The following is an 18,961-nucleotide window of genomic DNA, read 5'->3' on the forward strand; positions in this document are numbered from 1 at the left end:
TCTATGTTTGCTCTATATAAACTGCGTCTTTTTTGTTATTCTCTTTCCACGAAACTAAAACTCGTTCTTCGTTAATAGCATCTACCTGTCGACCTCTATAGTCAGGCTGGATAGGTAAATGTCTGCTAAATCGTCTATCAATTAAAACTAATAATTCAATACTTTCTGGTCTTCCATAAGATTGAATTGCGGTTAATGCGGCTCTTATACTTCTTCCGGAAAACAGTACATCATCAATAATTACAACTTTTTGATCTTCAATTAAAAAATCAATTTCAGTTGAAGTTGCAGCCAAAGGTGCATCTCTTCTTCTAAAATCATCTCGGTAAAAAGTAATGTCTAACAAACCTAACTTTAAGTCTTTAATGTTGTAGTGGTTTTTTAATAAATTGGCTAATCTGTGCGCTAAAAAAGAACCCCTAGGTTGTAAACCTATAAATACTGTATTCGAAAAATCATTATGATTTTCAATTAACTGACAAGCTAATCTGTGAAGAATAATTTCAATATCTTTTGAGTTAAGTAAGGTTTTTCGGCTCATAAGAAACCTATCAAATTTAAGTTGATAGTAATTGAAAATCAAAATTAGGGTAAATAAACGTATATGCAAAATTTAAGACTATAAATAAGTAGTTGTTATTTTCTATTTAGCAATTTTTACGCAAGATTTCTTGTTAATTAAATTGTTAAAAACAAAAAATGCTTTTTAAAATGTCCTTTAAGAGTTGTAGTATTTTTATCTTATAATTCAAATACTTAAGTTATGTCTTTAACGAAATTTGAATCCATGCTAAAAACCAACAGCGTGTATTTTTTTGACCTAGTTGAGTTTGAGGAGATTATTGTTCATTATTTAGATGTTGGCAAACACTCACTAGCAAAAAAAGCAGTGAAGCTTGGACTAGATCAACACCCGCAATCTGTAGATTTAAAATTACTGCAAGTAGAGCTTTATATTTTTGAAAATAAAATAGATAAGGCTTCTGTTTTGCTTAGGAAAATTGAATATTTAGAACCTAATAATGAGGAAGTTTTTATACAGAAAGCTGCCATCAGTTCTAAATCGGGAAATCATAAAGAAGCACTTATGAATTTAGAAAAAGCATTAACTTTTACAGACGATAAAGTAGATGTTTGGTCTTTATTAGGAATGGAATATTTGTATTTAGACAATTTTGAAAATGCACGTGTAAATTTTGCAAAATGTTTAGAAGTAGATTATGAAGATTATTCTGCTCTTTACAATGTTGTGTATTGTTTTGATATGGAAAAAAAACATGAAGCAGCTATTAATTATTTAAATAATTATGTTGATATAAATCCTTATTGTGAAGTTGCTTGGCATCAATTAGGAAGACAATATTTTATATTGGAGCAATTTAAAGAAGCTTTATCTTCTTTCGATTATGCGGTTTTAATTGATGAATCTTTTATTGGTGGCTATTTAGAAAAAGCTAAGACTTTAGAAGAGTTAAAACGTTATAAAGAAGCTATAGATAATTATTTAATTACTTTAGAATTGGATGATCCAACTGCATTTGCCTATGTTAGAATAGGAGAGTGTTATGAAAGATTACAAAAATATGAAGCTGCAATTTCTTATTATAAAAAAGCAGTTCATGAAGACCCTTTGTTAGATAGAGGTTGGATTTTACTTACTAATCTATATTACAACGAAGGCAATTATCAAAAAGCATCTTATTATATTTCTAAAGCATTAAAAATTGATGAAGGCAATTCTTTATATTGGATAAGGTATTCAGAAATAAAAGTGAAGCTTCACTTTTTTGAGGAAGCAGTTATAGGTTTTGAAAAATGTCTGGCTTTAAAGGATGATGCCATAGAAATCTATCTAGCATTAACCGATATGCTATCTTTTTTAGGCGATTTTAATGATGCCGTTTTAGTGTTATTCAAAGCCCAGAAAACCCATAAGAACTTTGCAGAAATAGAATATAGATTGGCAGGATTGTTTTTTGTTTTAGACAAAGAAAACTATGGATTTAGTCATTTAATAGCAGCTTTAAAAATCGATTTTGATTCTAATGTTCTTTTAAAGGAATTATACCCGATAGTTTACGAGAATGAAAAAGTACAAAAACTATTGACGGATTATAAAAAAGCTTTGGAGTAGTTTTTTTGTATAATTGAATTTTTCGTAAATGAATGAGATGAAAATTATCGTTTTAATTTAGTTTAATAAAAATGTTTCGAAATGATATTACAGAGCATTTTTTTTAGTAAGTGCATCCATCATTTTATGAATCTTTAATTTTATGAGTCATTAGCTTTTTGCTTTTTAGAAAACAAATATATTTTAAATTGCAATAAAAGGACTAAAACTACAAACGATACGCAACATATTAGTAACAACGTATTTATCTCGGATTTAATAGAAGAAACATCTCCTCCATAAAAAGCTATTTTTCTAAAACCACTTAAAAATTGTGTCGATGGTATGTATGTAGCAACATTTGCAATTGCATCAGGGAAAGCAAGTGTGGGCCAAGTAAAACCGCTTAGTATAAAAGCTGGTGTAGAAATTACCATTAATAACTCCGTTGCTTTTAATTGACTAGGAATAGCTATTGAAAATAACATACCAATGCACATAGAAGCCATGGTTAAAGTGGTTGTCAAAAGAAGCATGGGTAGATTATAGATGTCGGCATTAATCCTAAAATAGTCAAACAATAAACTTATAAAAAACCACATTATTGGAATCATTATAATAAATGGTGTAGATTTAAGTGCAATATGATACAAAGAAGATTTACTTTTTTTAACAAGAACACCAAAATGACCATCTTCAAAATCCCTTGCAAATACTAATGCCATTGCCAAAAATATTATTTGCTGCATAATGGCAATAAGCAAGCCTGGCAGCATAAAATTGATATAATTTCCTGAAGAATTATATAGTTTGTTAAAATTGATTTTAAAACTTTCATAGCTTGCTGCAGCTTGGGTTGGATGAAGACCACTTTTTTTGAGTCCTTCTATTTCTATACCTGCATTTAGTGTCATTAAAACTGCTTGAATATTTTTACTGGCTGTATTTGCGTTTAATATATTTGCCATATTTAAATCAACTCTAATTTCTGGATGTCTTTTCTGCAGAATATCTGCTTCAAAATTAGTAGGTAAGGTAATTACAGCATCAAATTGTTTAACCGGCATTTCATCTAAAATATTGCCTGCTGTGTAACGGATATCGCTAACAAGTAATGCTTCATTGTCTTCAAAAGCTTCTATGATTTTATCAGACATCGGGCTGTGATCTTCATCGATAATTACAATAGGCAAGTTTATAACTTTTGCTTGTTTATAGACATAACCAAATAGCACTCCGTAAAATATTGGAGCACCAATAAAAATAGCAAGCAAAACACTATTAGAGAATATACGCTTAAACTCTATTCGTAGTAATTTTAAAAAATCTTTCATGCCTATATTATTTAATAAGAATAGTAGCGTTTAGATAAAATTTTTGTTCAGAAATATCTGAAGTTGGAACTACTTTTAGTTCATAAATAGATTCAGACAATTCGTATAATGGCGCAGTGCTTGTAATGTTTGCATATTGTGCTAATTGCTTTATGCTCGCAATTTTTGTAGTAACTTCTTCTTTAGTAAACGGGTTTGTAAGTATGAGTGATTTGCCAACTTCGAAGTCATATACTTTCGATTCAGGCACTGTAAATCTAAAAAAGACACTGTTTTTTTTATATCCATTAAATAAAACGTATCCAGGTGTTAGTAATTCTCCTTCTTGTAAACTAATAGTTTCAATAGACATATCTGCTGGTGCAATTATAAGTTTTTCATTGGCTGCAGTAAGCACCTCTTGTTTGGCTCCCATAGCTCTTTTTAGTTGACCTTTAGCTTGGTCTAATTGCTCAGTTCTTGCACTTTTATGAACCTCATTTCGTTTTGCTTCTAAAGCAGAAACTTGTGCTTTAGCCATATCACGTTTCATTTTTACTTCATCAAATTGTTGCAAACTAATAAGTGAATCGGCATACATTTTTTGCAATCTATTGTAAGATTTTTGTGCAAATTTTAATTGTGCTTTACTAGCATCTATTTTTCCATTTATTTGATCCATTTGCTCTAGCGTTGCACCATTAGAAGCCATATTTAGCAAACCTGTCGCTGCAGTTACGGCACCCTCTGCTTGCATCATTTTAGCATTTATTTCTGGAATATCTAATAAAGCCAGGGTATCTCCCTTTTTTACAGATTCTCCTTCTTTTATATATATTTTGGACACACGCCCTGCTAGTTTACCACTTATAGAAATCGTTTCAAATTTTACTTTTCCTCTGTTGTAACTTATTTTTTCGTCATTACCGCATGCACTTATCGTTAGCACTGTAAGACTGATAATAAATAGGTTTCTAATTAATTTCATTTTTTTATTTCTTTAAGTTGTATTAGTATTTAAGAATTCCCTTAGCATGCAATAAATTAGTAATTGCTCTTCTTTCGTTGTAAAAGGAATTTTGTAATTTAAAACTGGCTTTTTCTAAATCATTTAAAGCGTCTAAAACATCATTTATGGATGTAAGATTATTTTTATATTGTTTATTAATCATCTCATAAGTGTCACTTGTTAGCTCAATTTCTTTTTTAATTATTTTGGTGTTTTCAAGAGCAGCTTCATAAGATAATTCCGCTTTCATGATACTAAGCGCAATCATCTCATTCGCATTGTCTATTTGAGCTCTATATTTTTTACTTTCGATTTTAGTTTTTATGCTTTTTAATTTTGATTTAAAGCCATCAAAAGCATTCCATTGGATGCCTACCCCAACATACCATTTTGGATCTAATAGTGATAAATCTTCTTCTATAAATTCATAATGCCCTTTTAAAGCAATTTTAGGAATAAAATTACTTTTCTCCATTTTCGCCTTGAAGATTGTCGCTTTTTCGGCTTCTTCTAAAGCTTTAATTTCATTTCGTTTTTCAGGATTCGAAAATTCAGTTGAAAATGATCGAAGTGTTGGATTTACTAAGGATAAACTTTTTCTATTTTCACCAGTAAGTTGATAGAGTACTTCCACTAATAAGGATTTATTATGATTGTATTCTAATTGTTTAGCTGCTAATTGTTGTTTAGCTAATTCAATTTTTTTTCGGTTTAAAGGAATTGCTAAACCGTTTTTTATTGCTTTTTTCACATAATATTCTTGTTCATCTAAGTATTTTTTCGAACTGATTAATACTCGTTTTGAAGCGCAAACGAGGGCCAATTTATCGTACGTCTCTATTATTTTTAAAGCTATTTTATCTTTTTTTGCAATAACAACATAATTCAATGAAGCTTCTTTGTGCTTGCTGGCTTTATAGGCATTAGTAGCTTCAAAACCACTAAATAGAATCCAATCTACATCTACTGAAGATTTTAATATATTTTTGCTTTGTAGGTTAGGGATCTCGGATAAAGGAATGTTGTTTGGAAGAGCATCATTAAACGGAATACCAATAGCTTCTTTTATAAGCAGTTTTTGGGTAGCAATTAATAAATTTTGAGTATCATCATCAAACGTAATATCATTATCTAATCTTGTAAAGCTAGAATTAAAAGTAACTTTAGGAAGGAAAACTACTTTTGCTAATTTTTGATCAACTTTCGCCTGTTTACTATCTAAATTATGGATATTAATAGCATGACTTTTTTCTAAGCCTTTCTGTATAAGCTCTTTTAAAATTGGTTCTAATTGTTGGGCCGAAGAAAAAGATGAAATTCCTATAGCAGCGATTAAGAAGATACTTAATCTTCGATTACTTTTGTTCATTGCAAATATTTTTTAAAATGCAAAGATATTAGTTTCCAATGATTATCATTTGACTTAGATCAAAAAGTGAAACTTACATTGAGGTTAAAAATCATTTCTTCTAATACGACTAAGTGTTTCTTGTGTCATTCCAAGGTATGACGCAATATGACCCAAAGAGATGCGATGTGCAATATCTGGAAATTCAGAGAGCATATAATTATAGCGTTCTTTGGCGGTATGAAATTGAATAGCATTCAATTTATTCGTAATTTTTATAAATATATCTGTAGATAATAATCTGATAAATTTTTCCATTCTGTGATATTTATCTAAGAGTATTTCCATCTTTTCATAAGATATGCTATAAAGAGTTGCATCTTCTAAAATTTCTAAATAATAAAAACTCGGACTTTGTTTAAAAAAACTTTCAGCACTTGCCATAAATTGACCTTCTCCAAAAAACCATTGTGTAATTTCTTTTCCATCTTTTTTTATATAATAACTTCTGCCCATACCTTTTTCTATAAAATAGAGCTTATTACAAACTTGGCCTTCCTTGCTCAAAAGCTCATTTTTTTTGACACTTTCTTTTTCAAAATGAGGTATTATATCTTTAAGTTCGTCTTCAGAAAAGGGTACTACTGCTATTAGAAATTTTGTAATAATCATAAAATATGAATTAATATATGTGGGCTAGAATAAAATGATGGTTTTTGTATTAAAAAAGTGAAGGTAGCTAAGTTATCCAATAATAAGTTTAGAAGCAAACTAATTTAAAAAGGAGATTTCAATTTTTATTCAAATTTCTACTATCTTCGTTTAAAAAAAAAACAGAACATACGATGAGTAGAAATCTTAAAGATTATTTAGTAATTGGCTTAAAAGGAATGGCTATGGGAGCAGCAGATGTAGTACCTGGTGTTTCTGGAGGTACAATTGCATTTATTTCTGGCATTTATGAAGAGCTTTTAGGTTCTATTAGTAATGTAAATTTTGACTTACTAAAAACCTTAAAGCAGGATGGGTTTAAGGCAGCCTGGAAAGAAGTTAATGGTAATTTTTTACTATCTCTTTTTATAGGCATATTTGTAAGTATTGTTTCTTTAGCTAAAGCAATAAAGTACTTATTAGAGAATGAACCGGTTTTGCTTTGGTCTTTCTTTTTTGGTTTAGTATTAGCCAGTGTTATTTATATTGCCAAACAAATTACAAAATGGAATTTTGTAGCTATTCTGGCACTCATTTTAGGTTCGTTTTTAGCGTATTATATAACGACTTTAAATCCTTTAGTCTCAGAAAATTCTTCAATATTATTTATGTTTATTGCGGGTGCTATTGCAATTTGCGCAATGATTTTACCTGGTATTTCAGGAGCATTTATTTTAGTTCTTTTAGGAGCATATAAACCTGTTTTAGCGGCTGTAAATGATAGAGATTACAAAACAGTTGCTGCTGTAGGTTTTGGAGCAATAATAGGGTTACTTGCTTTTTCTAAAGTCTTGAAATGGCTATTTACCCATTATAAAAATTATACGTTAGCAGTTTTAACAGGGTTTATAATTGGTTCTTTAAATAAAATTTGGCCTTGGAAAGAAACGTTAACTTGGCGCACAAACTCTCATGGAGTAGAAGTGCCATTTAATCAACAGAGTGTTTCGCCTTTTTCTTATGTTGGAGAAGCGGAATTAACAATGGCAATAATTTTAGCAACTATTGGATTTGGGTTAATTTTATTGATGGAAAAATTGGCAGTTAAAAAACAATAAATGCATCGAGAAAGAACTTTTTTGCAGAAATTAAGCCTTTTTTTTAAAGGTTTGGTAATGGGAGCTGCAAATAAAGTTCCCGGAGTTTCTGGTGGAACCGTATCTTTTGTTTTTGGTTTTTATGAAGAATTAATTTATTCCTTTAGAAAGATAAATTTAAAAGCTTTTAAGTTACTTTTTAACGGACGTTTTAAGAGTTTTTACGCATATGTAAATGGTCCATTTTTATTTTTAATAATTGGAGGGAGTATTTTTAGTTACTTCAGTGTTTCTCTAGTTTTGGATTATTTTTTAGAGAATTACGAGCTCTATGTTTGGAGTTGGTTTTTTGGAATGATTATAGGTTCCATTTATTATATTGGTAAAGATTTTGGCACTTGGAATACTAGAAATAGAATCTCATTAATCATCGGTGCTTTGATAGGATTAGGAATTAGTTTTTTAACCCCTGCTCGAGAAAATGATAACCTTTGGTTTGTGTTTATTTGTGGAATTATCGGTGTTTCAGGGATGACACTTCCTGGGCTTTCTGGGTCATTTATCTTAATTTTATTAGGTAATTATGTATTGCTTTTAGTAGACTCGGTAAATGTATTACTAAATGTTTTTTCAAGTCTTCTCTCTGGTAATTTTGAGGTTTTATCAGATCCTATTAAAATAAGATATTTAAAAATTATAGCTGTTTTTACGGGGGGTTCTGCTTTTGGTTTGGTTTCTTTATCACATATTTTAGGGTATGTTTTAAAACGTTGGAATAAAATTGTGAATGCAATTATTATTGGTTTTATAACAGGTTCTTTAGGTATTGTTTGGCCATGGAAAAATAAAATATATGTTACAAGTAATGGAAATTTCTTATTGGATCAAAAAGGAAATAAAATAATTAAAAATTATGAACGATTTATACCCGAATTAAATAGTTTAGATACGCTTTTAGCAATCTTTTTTATCTTTTTTGGTATTGGTTTAATTTTAGCAATAGATTATTATGAAAGAAAAAGAAAGTAGCGTTTTTGGATTGTTAGGGAAAAATATTTCCTATTCATTTTCAAGGGGATTTTTTACAGAGAAGTTTAAAGCGTTAAATTTTAAAAAAAATAAATACGTAAATTTTGATATTCAGCAGATAGAAGATTTTCCTTCAATAATTAATAAAGAACAAAATTTAAAAGGGCTTAATGTAACAATTCCTTACAAAGAAGAGGTTATAAAATATTTAGATAAATTAGATACAACTTCCAAAAAAATAGGAGCTGTAAATACCATCAAATTTACGAAAAGAGGAAATTTAAAGGGATACAATTCTGATGTTGTCGGTTTTGAGAACTCCATCAAACCACTCCTTAAAAAACATCATAATAAAGCATTGATTTTAGGAACAGGAGGAGCCTCTAAAGCCATTGCTTTTGTGTTAAAAAAGAATAACATTAAATATAAATTTGTCTCTAGAAGCCCCGAAGGAAAAAAAGAAATATCCTACGATAGTTTAACACAAGAGGTACTTCAAAAGTATTCAGTAATTATTAATTGTACACCTCTAGGAACTGCACCAAATATAGAAAAATGTCCTAATATTCCTTATCAATATTTAACAGAAAAGCATTTGTTATTTGATTTGATATACAATCCAGAAGTGTCTACTTTTTTATCCAAAGGAAAAGAAAAAGGAGCTGCTATCAAAAACGGATTTGAAATGCTTGAATTACAGGCAGAAGAATCTTGGAGAATTTGGAATAATGCGCGCTAATAGGTCATAAAATTTGTTATAAAGTAAACTTGTAGCTTTTGTAAGTTGTCTGTATCTTTATGGGCAATATAAGTATAGCAGTATAACGACCTTAAACATTGTAGATATGTTAGATAATAATGAAGAAAACGTTGAGAAAAACGAAGTAAATTCTGAAGAAAAAGTGATTATCACTTCTTCTAATTCTGAAGAAAAAGTAGAAGACTTTATAACTAAAGATGTGGATGGAACAGATAAGCCTTCTGAAGTTGTTGATGAAATTAAGAATCCGATAGTGAAAGATGTAGAAGTTGTAGAAGAAGAGGATGATAAGGAGGAATTACCAACGACTGTAAAAGTAGATGAAATAACAGAAGCTGTTGATGAAATTGAGAAATCTGTAGCAGAAAATGCTGAAAAATCAGCATCTAAAGAAGAAGAAGTTTCGGTTGTAGATTATGCTGCATTTACTTTAGAAGAATTGGTATCAACATTAGAAAAAACGTTATCTGATAATCCTGTTCAGAAAATAAAATCGCAAGTAGACGGCATAAAAAATGCATTCAATTTAAAATTTGGAGCATTATTAGCAGAAAAAAAAGCGGCTTTTCTCGAAGAAGGAGGAAATTCTATAGATTTTCAATTTTCTAGTCCTTTAAAATCAGAATACAACAAGTTATTATCAGAACATAAGAAAAACAGAGATGCTTATTACAATAATATAGAAAAGCAATTAAAGGAAAACTTAGAAAAACGTGTTCAAGTAATTGATAATTTAAAGCACTTAATTGAAGAAGCAGACACTTCTACAATGTATAATAAATTTAAAGTGATTCAGGATACTTGGCGTTCGATTGGTGCTGTGCCAAAAAGTCATTATAATGACACTTGGAAAACCTATCATCATCATGTAGAACGTTTTTATGATTTATTACATTTAAGTAACGATTTTAGAGATTTAGATTTCAAACATAATTTAGAAGAAAAATTAAAGATCATAGCGAAAGCAGAGGCTTTAGGAAATGAGAGTGATATTAATTTCGCTTCTAATGAATTACAAGAGCTGCATAAGTCTTGGAAAGAAGATGTAGGTCCTGTAGCAAAAGAAATGCGTGAAGAAATTTGGAAAAAATTTAGTGCAGCTACTAAAAAAATTCATGACAAAAGACATGATTATTTCAAAGAAATGCGTTCTAAATATCAAGAAATTATTGATGATAAAATAGCGATTATTGCGACAATTGATGCGTATGATACATCTAAAAATAAAACGCACAATGATTGGCAGAAAAGTATTAAAGATATTGAGGAGCTAAGACAGAAATATTTTAATGCTGGTAAATTGCCTTATTCTAAAAGTGAGGAAGTTTGGCAAAAATTTAAAAACGCCACAAAGAAATTTAATGCTGCCAAAAATGTTTTCTATAAGGAAGAAAAAGGTGAGCAACAAGAAAATTTAAAAAACAAAATTGCTTTAATAGAATATGCAGAATCGTTAAAAGATACTGAGGATTGGGACATGGCAACGAATGCGATGAAAAAGGTACAAGCAGATTGGAAAAATATTGGGCATGTTCCTCGTAAGTTTTCTGATGATATTTGGAAACGTTTTAAAGCAGCTTGTAATCATTATTTTGATAGATACCATCAACAAAAAAATGCGATTAGCAAAGAACAAGAAGGTGTGGTTGTTGCTAAAAAAGAGTTTTTAGAAGCTTTAAAAGAAAGCAAAGAAGTTACAAAAGAAGCAATTTTAGAAGCAGTTAATAACTGGAAAAAATTAGGTAGTTTGCCAAGAAATGTTCGTCATTTGGAAGGTAAATTTAATAAGCAAATTGATAGAATGTTCGATGGTTTATCTTTAGATAAGAATGAAATAGTGATGCTTAAGTTTACAAATGCTGTGGATATTTTCCTTGCAGATGAAGATTTTAGAAAGTTAGACTCAGAACAAATGTTCGTTAGAAAAAAGATTGATGAAGTTGTTAGAGAAATTCAACAATTAGAAAATAACTTGGGCTTTTTCTCGAATGCCAAAGCAGACAACCCTTTAGTTTTAAATGTTCGAAATAGAGTGAATGAATTTAAAGCGGACTTATTAATTTGGAAGCAAAAATTAAGTTATATTAAAAAGTTAGACTACTAATCCGTTTAATTTAAAACATAAAAAAACTCGAAGCTTTAGCTTCGAGTTTTTTTATGAATTTATAATCTGAGATTAAGAAAATAATTTATCGATTTTTTCTTTTTCTTCAGCAGCTAATGCAGCATCAACTAAGATACGACCACTATGCTCGTCAATAGTTATTTTCTTTCTATTTGCAATTTCTAATTGAACTTGCGGTGGAATAGTGAAATAAGATCCTCCAGAAGCTCCACGTTCTATTGCAACTACTGCTAAACCGTTTTTAACTTTAGTTCTAATTCTTTTATAAGCTGTGTATAAATGAGCGTCTATAGACTCAGAATATTCAGCAGACTTTTTAATTAAAAGTTCCTCTTCTTTTTCTGTTTCTTTTAAGATTGCATCTAATTCAGATTTTTTATGACCTAAATGTTGTTCTTGTCGATCTAACTTCTCTTTAGTAGCGTCAATTACTTCATTTTTTTGAGCAATTTTGGCCTTGAATTCAGTAATTCTTTTTTCAGCCAATTGAATTTCTAAATCTTGAAATTCAATTTCTTTAGACAAAGAATCAAACTCTCTGTTATTTCTAACTTTCTGTTGTTGCTCATCATACTTTTTCATTAGAACCTTAGATTCTTCTATGGCTAATTTTTTGTTGTTGATGTCTGTTTCTAAATTTGTAGCATCTTCGTTTAAATTAGAAACTCTCGTATTTAAACCGGCAACTTCATCCTCTAAATCTTCAATTTCTAAAGGGAGCTCTCCTCTTACGTTTCTAATTTCGTCAATTCTAGAGTCAATTAATTGTAAATCATATAATGCTCTTAATTTCTCTTCAACTGAAACTTCTTTCTTTTTTGCCATGTTTATATGTAATAAATAGGATTTGTACTTTTTTCTGATAAAATGACTGCGAAATTACTAATTTTTTTTGTAAGATAATCGACTAAAAGGTTTTTTGTAAACTGTTCGCTTTCATAATGTCCAATATCTGCCAAAAGTATGCTATTTTCTGCTTTAAAAAACTCATGATATTTAAAATCTGCACTTACATAAGCATCTGCTCCAGCTTTTTTAGCATTAGAAATTGCAAAACTCCCGGAACCCCCTAAAACGGCTACTTTTTTTATTTTTTTGTGGATCAAGGCAGAATGTCTAATACAGTCTGTTTTCATGGTTTTTTTTAAATATAATAGAAAATCTTTTTCTTCCATTTCTGATGATAATTCACCAATCATTCCCATGCCAATATTTTGATGTACATTTTCCGTAGTTACAATTTCGTAGGCTACTTCTTCATAAGGATGATTTTCTTTTAAAGCTTTTAAAATAGCAGCTTCATTTTTGCTTTCAAAGACAACCGAAATTTTTATTTCTTTTTCTGTATGAAGTTTTCCTTTTTCACCTAAAACAGGATTGGATGCTTCGTTCCCTTTATAAGTGCCTTCTCCTAAAATAGTAAACGAACAATTATCGTAATTACCAATATTTCCTGCACCTGCTAAAAATAGAGAATTTTTTAAAGCATCTGCATTTTTTGCAGGAACGTAAGTTGTGAGCTTTTTTATAATTCCTTTTTTTGGAATTAAGATTTTAGTTTTTTGCAGTCCTAAAACTGCACATATTTTTGCAGAAACGCCATTTTTAGAATTGTCTAAAGCGGTGTGAGTTGCATAAACAGCAATATCATTTTTAATCGCTTTTAAAACGACTCTTTCTACATAAGAATTACCATTTATTTTTTTTAATCCGCTAAAAATTATAGGATGAAAACTAATAATCAAGTTGCATTTTTTAGCGATTGCTTCATCTATAGTTTCTTCTAAAGTATCTAAGGTAACTAAAATACCAGAAACTTTTGAGTTATAATTACCGACTAACAAACCAACATTATCAAACTCTTCTGCATAGTTTAAAGGTGCTAATTCTTCAATATAATTTGTGATGTCTTTTATGGTCATTTTAAGATTGTATTGAAAACCAAAGTTAACAATTTTAATGTATTTTTACATTGATGAAATTTGTTAGATTTTTATTGTTTCCTTTTGCAATTTTATATGATTTGATAACCTCAATTCGTAATTTCTTTTTTAATAGTGGTTTTTTGAAGGAAACTTCATTTCAGACGCCAATAATAGTAGTTGGTAATTTAAGTGTAGGAGGGACCGGGAAAACGCCTCAAATTGAGTATTTAGTAAGGTTATTAAAAGATGTTTACAATATTTCGGTTTTAAGTAGAGGTTATAAGCGTAAAACAAAAGGTTTTGTGCGTTTAAATGAGAATCATACCGCAAAGGATGTCGGTGATGAACCTTTACAATATTTTAAAAAATTCTCACAAATTACTGTTGCTGTAGATGAGAATAGAGTAGAGGGTGTCAATAACTTAGTACAGCAGATAGCTCCAGAAGTCGTCTTGTTAGATGATGCATATCAGCACAGAAAAATAAAAGGAAGTTTCTATATTCTGCTAACGAAGCACGATGATTTATTTACTGATGATTTTTTATTACCAATGGGGAATTTAAGAGAAAGTAGAGCAGGAGCGAAAAGAGCAGATTTAATTATAGTTACAAAATGTCCTTTTGATTTAAAGGAAGTCGAAAAGAATAAGATTAAAAGAAAGTTACAGCGATATAAAAAGGAGGTTTATTTTACGACAATTTCTTATGCTGATAAAACATCAGGAAGTCAGCAATTATCTTTAGATGATTTAAAAAATATTGAGGTATTACTAATAACTGGAATTGCGAATCCAAATCCATTATTAGAATTTTTAACTAAAAAAGAAATCAAGTTTACACACTTAAAATTTTCAGATCATCATCATTTTTCATCCAGAGAAATAGAAGAAATTCAACAAAAATTTGAGGCGATGAGTGCTGTTAACAAGCTAATTTTAACAACAGAAAAGGATTATACCAGGCTTTCTAGGAAGCTCAAAGAATTGTCTTTTTTAGAAATTAAAACCCGGTTTTTAGATGGAGAAAATAAATTTAATGCAATTATAAAATCCCATATTCAACAAAACCGATGCTAAAAACATCGGTTTTTTCTTTTTTGATTGTTGTTAGAAGTATTCTTTTAAGATTACCGAACACTTTTTCGACACAATAAAGTTTATGAAGTCACAATTTAAGTTTTTATAATTGGTATTATTTTTGATACTTTTGATTAAACAATGTTTATTATGAGGAAATTGGTTTTCGCTTTTATTATTTATCTATTCACAACTCAAGTTTATTTTGCACAGGACAGCCTTTTATCAGTTTCTGAGTATGCAAAGAGTAATGAGGTTAAATTAAATTGGATGCCAACTTATAAAGAAGCATTAAAGAAATCTAAAAGAGAAAAAAAACCAGTTTTAATTTATTTCACGGGTTCAGATTGGTGTGGACCTTGCAAGGTTTTGGATAAGGATTTATTTCATACAGAAAAATTTAAAGCATTAGCTGAAGAAGATTTAATTCTTTTAGAAGTTGATATTCCTAGAAGATTAGATATTATTTCACCAGATAGAATGAAAGAAAATAAAATTATTCAAAAAAAATATAGAGTCAACTCTTTTCCAACATTAATGATCGTTAATCATAGAGGGAAAAAAATTGCAGAGAAAAAAGGTTATATTATGACTGAATACTATTATCAGTTTTTACAATCGGAAATTAATAAATACTAAAGCTATATAATAAAAAAAAACGAAGCAGTAATTGCTTCGTTTTTGTTGTATGATATGAAAAATAATTTATTTTTGATTCACGACTCTAAATGTTGTTCTCCTATTTATGGAGTGCTCTGCTTCAGAACAAACAATTCCATCAGAACATTTATTTAATAATCTAGATTCTCCAAAACCTTTGGCATATAACTGCGAAGCATTAATACCTTTAGAGATAATATAATCAGTTACCGCTTTTGCTCTTCTGTCAGATAAATTTTGGTTTTCTCTTTTCGTTCCCCTCATGTCGGTATGAGATTCAATAAAAACAGCAACACCATCGTTTAGGATTGGTAATAACCTAGCGTCAATAATTTGTTTCGCACCTTCATTTAAAGTAGCACTAGAAAAATCCCAATTTATAGGTAATGGAGTGTTGTTTACTAACTTACAATCCACTGCTTTCCATGAGGTCAATCCTCCTTGTTTAACTAATATTTGTTTTGTGATAGATCGATAAACAGCGGGAATTGTTATCTCTTCAGTAAAAGCATCTTTTACCAGTATCGTTTTTTCAATAGATATATATTCAGGTTCAGTTTGAACTATAGAGGTCGAGGGTCTTTTTACCATAACCTTCCTTTTATATGTTTCTCTTATTCCTGGAAGAGGAATTTTTAAGGTCATTGCATCACTCAATAATTTCTCTACGGGCATTGTTTTGAACTCAGCAGGCATAGGTTTATAACACCAGTATCTACAATCATCAGGATCATCAGAATCACAACCTGCCATTTTTTCACTCATTTCCCAACTTGCAGAGGCTGCCCTTGTTTCTACAGTTTCAAAACCTTGATTAAAAATAGCTTCCCGAACTTCTAATCTTGAACCATCTTCTTTTCTGTAATAAGTCACTTCTTGAGTTCCCCAAACGGCAGGAACTATTAGAACTTCTTCACCAGCTTCTTTAGTCAAAACTTTTTCTTGAATAGTTCTGTATTGTGCCGGGTATGTAGTAATTTTTTTGTACTCTGGTGAAACTGCAACATTAATCGTTTCGTTTCTGTAAATGTCTGGAGTTTTACAACGAACGTAACACTTTCCTGGCTCTGGGTTCTCAGGTAAATCTTGCCCAAAAGTAACAGTAGCCATCATTAGAAAAGTGATACTGAATAAGATTTTTTTCATACAATTAAACATTAGGAAGAATACATTTAAAATAAATAAACAATGTGCCAAATGTAATAAAAAACATTTATAAACGATAAGGAAATAACTAGAAATTATAGCTTATTGTAAAACAAACTTTTAATAATTCCGTCCGAAAGACCAATTTTGGGAACATATATTTTTGTCGCTCCACTCCATTTCATTGCAGATAAATAAATTTTTGTAGCAGGTATAATAACATCAGCTCTGTCTGGGTTTAAGCTTAATTCCGATATCCTTTCTTGATAACTCATTTGTTTTAAAAACTGATATTGGGCGTTTAAGTAAATAAAAGAAATTGGCTTCCCTTCAGTTCTGCCAGACATTTTAAAGAGTTTGTTAATGTTACCACCAGAGCCAATTAAGGAAACTTTTTTCAGATTTTTAGTATTCTTTTTAATCCATTTTTCTACATCCTCAAAAATTTCTTTATTTATAGCTTTTTTATTTTTCAGTAAGCGAACTGTTCCCATTTTAAAAGATTTGGAATTAACGATTTTACCTCTAGAAAAAACGGTAAACTCTGTACTTCCACCTCCTACGTCAACATATAAATAAGAATTATCTCCTTCTATTAAATCATTTAAATCTGTAGATGAAATAATAGCGGCTTCTTCTTTTCCCCCTATAATATCAATTTTAATTCCAGTCTCTTTTAAAATTTCATCAGCAACTTCAATACCATTTTTTGCTTCTCTCATTGCGGAAGTAGCACAGGCTTTATATTTTTCTACATTATGAACTTTCATAAGTAATTTAAAAGCTTCCATAGCATCAATCATTCTTTCGGTATTCGCTGCGCTAATATTACCACTTACAAAAGCATCTGCACCTAATCGAATTGGTACGCGTACTAAAGAAGATTTTTTAAATTGTGGGTCTTTACCTTTTTCAACAATAACGTTAGAGACAAGTAATCTTATTGCGTTGGAACCTATATCTATAGCACCATATTTTTTTATTTCTAACAATTTTTTCTATTTATGATTTTTAGGTGATTCAGATAAAATAGTTTTTCCTTTTTTGATATTTTTCCAGTGCTTTTCGTCAAATTGAATTCCGATGACACCACACGTGGGTACATGGGCTATTGGTTTATTACCAAATTTATTTACAAATGTGTTGATACCGTGGTCATGACTAAAAATAATTGCCGTGCTAAAACCATCATCAAGCGCTTTTACCGTTTTTACCAGGTAACCATCACTAAAACTATACAGTTGGCGTCTAATTTTTAAGTTTGATAAGGGATATTCGAAATTCTCACAAAAAATTACAGCCGTGTGTAAAGCTCTATTTGCGCTACTAGTAACAAAAACATCGGGTCTAGAAATTTTGTTTGATAAGATCTTAGACAATAAATGAGCATCTTTAATTCCGCGCTTCTTTAAAGGTCTATCGATATCTTCTATTCCTTTATACTCCCAAGAAGATTTTGCATGACGAACTATATATATCGTTTTCATTAAAATGATTGTTGAAATGTAAATATAAAAATTAAGGCGATAACCGCTCTAATTTCCAAGAAAAATCTTTTTGTAAAGAATACCTTATTCTATCATGCATTCTATTGGGTCTACCTTGCCAAAATTCTATAGAAATCGGACGTACTAAATACCCTCCCCAATGTTTGGGCCTTAAAATTTCTTTTCCTTCAAACTTTTTTTCATAAGATGATAAGTTTTTATCTAGTTCCTCTCTGGATGAAACAACTTTACTTTGGTTAGAGGCCCAGGCTCCTAATTTGCTTCCATCTGGTCTGGATTCAAAGTAACCATCAGATAAATTATCTGGTAATTTTTCGGCTTTTCCCTTTATAATAATTTGCTGTTCTAAACCTGCCCAAAAAAAAGACAAACAAATATGATTGTTATGAGCAATAGCTTCTCCTTTTTCTGAATTATAGTTAGTGTAAAAAATAAAACCTTCCCAAGTATATTTTTTTAACAATACAACTCTGTTTTTAGGAAACCCATCTAAACCAATAGATGCAATGGTCATGGCATTACTTTCATCAACGGCCTCAGAACTATCTGCATTTAAAAACCATGTTTGAAATAATTGTATGGGGTTTTCTGGACAATTGCTTTCTAAGAGTTCTTTTTTTTTGTAAGATTTTCGATAATTACTTAAGTCTTTTAACATTTATTTTATTTAAAAATATATCTAATTCCTATTGAGTTTCTAACCTCGGATGCATTACAATATCAGAAAAACGGAATGTACTTTCTAATAAGAATCCAAAAGATTTTATTTTATTAAAGGATATAATTTCTAATGGAATTGGTAAAAAATAACTTTCGAAAAAGTCAATATTACTAAAATGAAATGGGAGGTTAGAAACTTCTGCACCTGTATTTAAATTGTATTCTTCTATGTAAAGGATTTTTTTTAATAGCCATAAAGCTGAATTAAATTCAATTCCTAAATTATCTTGAACACGTTGTTTTGCTTGCAAATTTTCAGAAAGTTTATAAGTTAAATTTATTTCACCTTTAAAATAACCTTTAACTTTAAATTGACTTAACATTGCTGTTGAGGATAAAATGATAAATAAAAAGATATTTGTCTTCATTCTATATTTTATGTGAAACAAATATAATTTATTAAAAAGAATTCTTCAACTTTTTGAATTTTCATTTTTTGCAAAAAAAAAAGAGCTGAATTAACAGCTCTTCTCCTTCAAAA

The 18,961-nt window shown here is 29.8% G+C and carries 19 protein-coding genes; 7 read left to right on the forward strand and 12 right to left on the reverse strand.

The genetic code is table 11. From position 1 onward, the window contains the following. Position 1 precedes the first annotated feature (1 nt). Positions 2-541, reverse strand: coding sequence for a bifunctional pyr operon transcriptional regulator/uracil phosphoribosyltransferase PyrR (gene pyrR, locus ATE90_RS03235; RefSeq protein ID WP_036783871.1), 540 nt, complete (start codon positions 539-541; stop codon positions 2-4). Between the two features lie 222 nt (positions 542-763). On the opposite strand from pyrR, the gene ATE90_RS03240 reads away from it, so the two are divergent. Continuing rightward, positions 764-2,134 (forward strand): tetratricopeptide repeat protein, encoded by a 1,371-nt coding sequence (locus tag ATE90_RS03240; protein ID WP_036783874.1) that lies wholly within the window; start codon positions 764-766, stop codon positions 2,132-2,134. Positions 2,135-2,274: 140 nt separating this feature from the next. Here ATE90_RS03240 and ATE90_RS03245 read toward each other — a convergent pair whose 3' ends face one another. The 4 genes from ATE90_RS03245 to ATE90_RS03260 all read right to left on the reverse strand — a co-directional run bounded on the left by ATE90_RS03245 (position 2,275) and on the right by ATE90_RS03260 (position 6,455). Beyond that, entirely contained in the window at positions 2,275-3,447 is a 1,173-nt protein-coding gene (locus ATE90_RS03245; RefSeq protein WP_101450793.1) for an ABC transporter permease, read from the reverse strand. Between the two features lie 7 nt (positions 3,448-3,454). After that, complete coding sequence (locus tag ATE90_RS03250) at positions 3,455-4,414, reverse strand: HlyD family secretion protein (protein ID WP_180335165.1); 960 nt, start codon at positions 4,412-4,414, stop codon at positions 3,455-3,457. A gap of 22 nt (positions 4,415-4,436) precedes the next feature. After that, positions 4,437-5,804, reverse strand: a complete 1,368-nt coding sequence (locus ATE90_RS03255; RefSeq protein WP_036783880.1) for a TolC family protein — start codon at positions 5,802-5,804, stop codon at positions 4,437-4,439. An 84-nt stretch (positions 5,805-5,888) separates the two neighbouring features. Then, a complete protein-coding gene (locus tag ATE90_RS03260; RefSeq protein WP_036783882.1) occupies positions 5,889-6,455 on the reverse strand; it encodes a Crp/Fnr family transcriptional regulator in 567 nt (188 codons plus the stop codon). Positions 6,456-6,628: 173 nt separating this feature from the next. Here ATE90_RS03260 and ATE90_RS03265 point away from each other — a divergent pair, with 173 nt between their 5' ends. The 4 genes from ATE90_RS03265 to ATE90_RS03280 all read left to right on the forward strand — a co-directional run bounded on the left by ATE90_RS03265 (position 6,629) and on the right by ATE90_RS03280 (position 11,424). Continuing rightward, positions 6,629-7,552, forward strand: a complete 924-nt coding sequence (locus tag ATE90_RS03265; RefSeq protein WP_036783885.1) for a DUF368 domain-containing protein — start codon at positions 6,629-6,631, stop codon at positions 7,550-7,552. After that, a complete protein-coding gene (locus ATE90_RS03270) occupies positions 7,553-8,560 on the forward strand; it encodes a DUF368 domain-containing protein (RefSeq protein WP_101450795.1) in 1,008 nt (335 codons plus the stop codon). Further along, positions 8,541-9,299 carry a shikimate dehydrogenase family protein gene (locus ATE90_RS03275; protein ID WP_036783889.1) on the forward strand — a complete coding sequence of 253 codons (759 nt, stop codon included), beginning with the start codon at positions 8,541-8,543 and terminating at the stop codon, positions 9,297-9,299. Before ATE90_RS03270 ends, ATE90_RS03275 begins: the two co-directional genes overlap by 20 nt. A 106-nt stretch (positions 9,300-9,405) precedes the next feature. Continuing rightward, the gene (locus ATE90_RS03280) at positions 9,406-11,424 is read left to right on the forward strand and encodes a DUF349 domain-containing protein (RefSeq protein WP_101450797.1); all 2,019 of its coding nucleotides are present in this window, start codon (positions 9,406-9,408) and stop codon (positions 11,422-11,424) included. A 72-nt stretch (positions 11,425-11,496) separates the two neighbouring features. Here ATE90_RS03280 and ATE90_RS03285 read toward each other — a convergent pair whose 3' ends face one another. Continuing rightward, positions 11,497-12,270, reverse strand: coding sequence for a zinc ribbon domain-containing protein (locus ATE90_RS03285; protein ID WP_036783891.1), 774 nt, complete (start codon positions 12,268-12,270; stop codon positions 11,497-11,499). 2 nt (positions 12,271-12,272) lie between these two features. Further along, positions 12,273-13,367, reverse strand: coding sequence for a Nif3-like dinuclear metal center hexameric protein (locus ATE90_RS03290; RefSeq protein ID WP_101450799.1), 1,095 nt, complete (start codon positions 13,365-13,367; stop codon positions 12,273-12,275). A 53-nt stretch (positions 13,368-13,420) separates the two neighbouring features. Here ATE90_RS03290 and lpxK point away from each other — a divergent pair, with 53 nt between their 5' ends. Then, entirely contained in the window at positions 13,421-14,446 is a 1,026-nt protein-coding gene (lpxK, locus tag ATE90_RS03295) for a tetraacyldisaccharide 4'-kinase (RefSeq protein WP_036783892.1), read from the forward strand. A 150-nt stretch (positions 14,447-14,596) separates the two neighbouring features. Then, positions 14,597-15,085 (forward strand): thioredoxin family protein, encoded by a 489-nt coding sequence (locus tag ATE90_RS03300; protein WP_036783894.1) that lies wholly within the window; start codon positions 14,597-14,599, stop codon positions 15,083-15,085. A 66-nt stretch (positions 15,086-15,151) separates the two neighbouring features. Here the strand turns inward: ATE90_RS03300 and ATE90_RS03305 are convergent, their stop codons facing one another. From ATE90_RS03305 to ATE90_RS03325, 5 genes are all read right to left on the reverse strand, one after another. Beyond that, complete coding sequence (locus ATE90_RS03305; RefSeq protein WP_036783897.1) at positions 15,152-16,252, reverse strand: OmpA family protein; 1,101 nt, start codon at positions 16,250-16,252, stop codon at positions 15,152-15,154. 95 nt (positions 16,253-16,347) lie between these two features. Beyond that, complete coding sequence (locus ATE90_RS03310) at positions 16,348-17,244, reverse strand: Ppx/GppA phosphatase family protein (RefSeq protein WP_036783899.1); 897 nt, start codon at positions 17,242-17,244, stop codon at positions 16,348-16,350. A gap of 6 nt (positions 17,245-17,250) precedes the next feature. After that, the gene (locus tag ATE90_RS03315; protein ID WP_036783901.1) at positions 17,251-17,739 is read right to left on the reverse strand and encodes a SixA phosphatase family protein; all 489 of its coding nucleotides are present in this window, start codon (positions 17,737-17,739) and stop codon (positions 17,251-17,253) included. Between the two features lie 31 nt (positions 17,740-17,770). Further along, positions 17,771-18,418, reverse strand: a complete 648-nt coding sequence (gene pdxH / locus ATE90_RS03320) for a pyridoxamine 5'-phosphate oxidase (protein WP_036783903.1) — start codon at positions 18,416-18,418, stop codon at positions 17,771-17,773. Between the two features lie 28 nt (positions 18,419-18,446). After that, a complete protein-coding gene (locus ATE90_RS03325; protein ID WP_036783905.1) occupies positions 18,447-18,848 on the reverse strand; it encodes a hypothetical protein in 402 nt (133 codons plus the stop codon). Positions 18,849-18,961 lie beyond the last annotated feature (113 nt).

It is taken from the genome of Polaribacter sp. Hel1_33_96 (assembly GCF_002846595.1).
Lineage (GTDB): Bacteria > Bacteroidota > Bacteroidia > Flavobacteriales > Flavobacteriaceae > Polaribacter.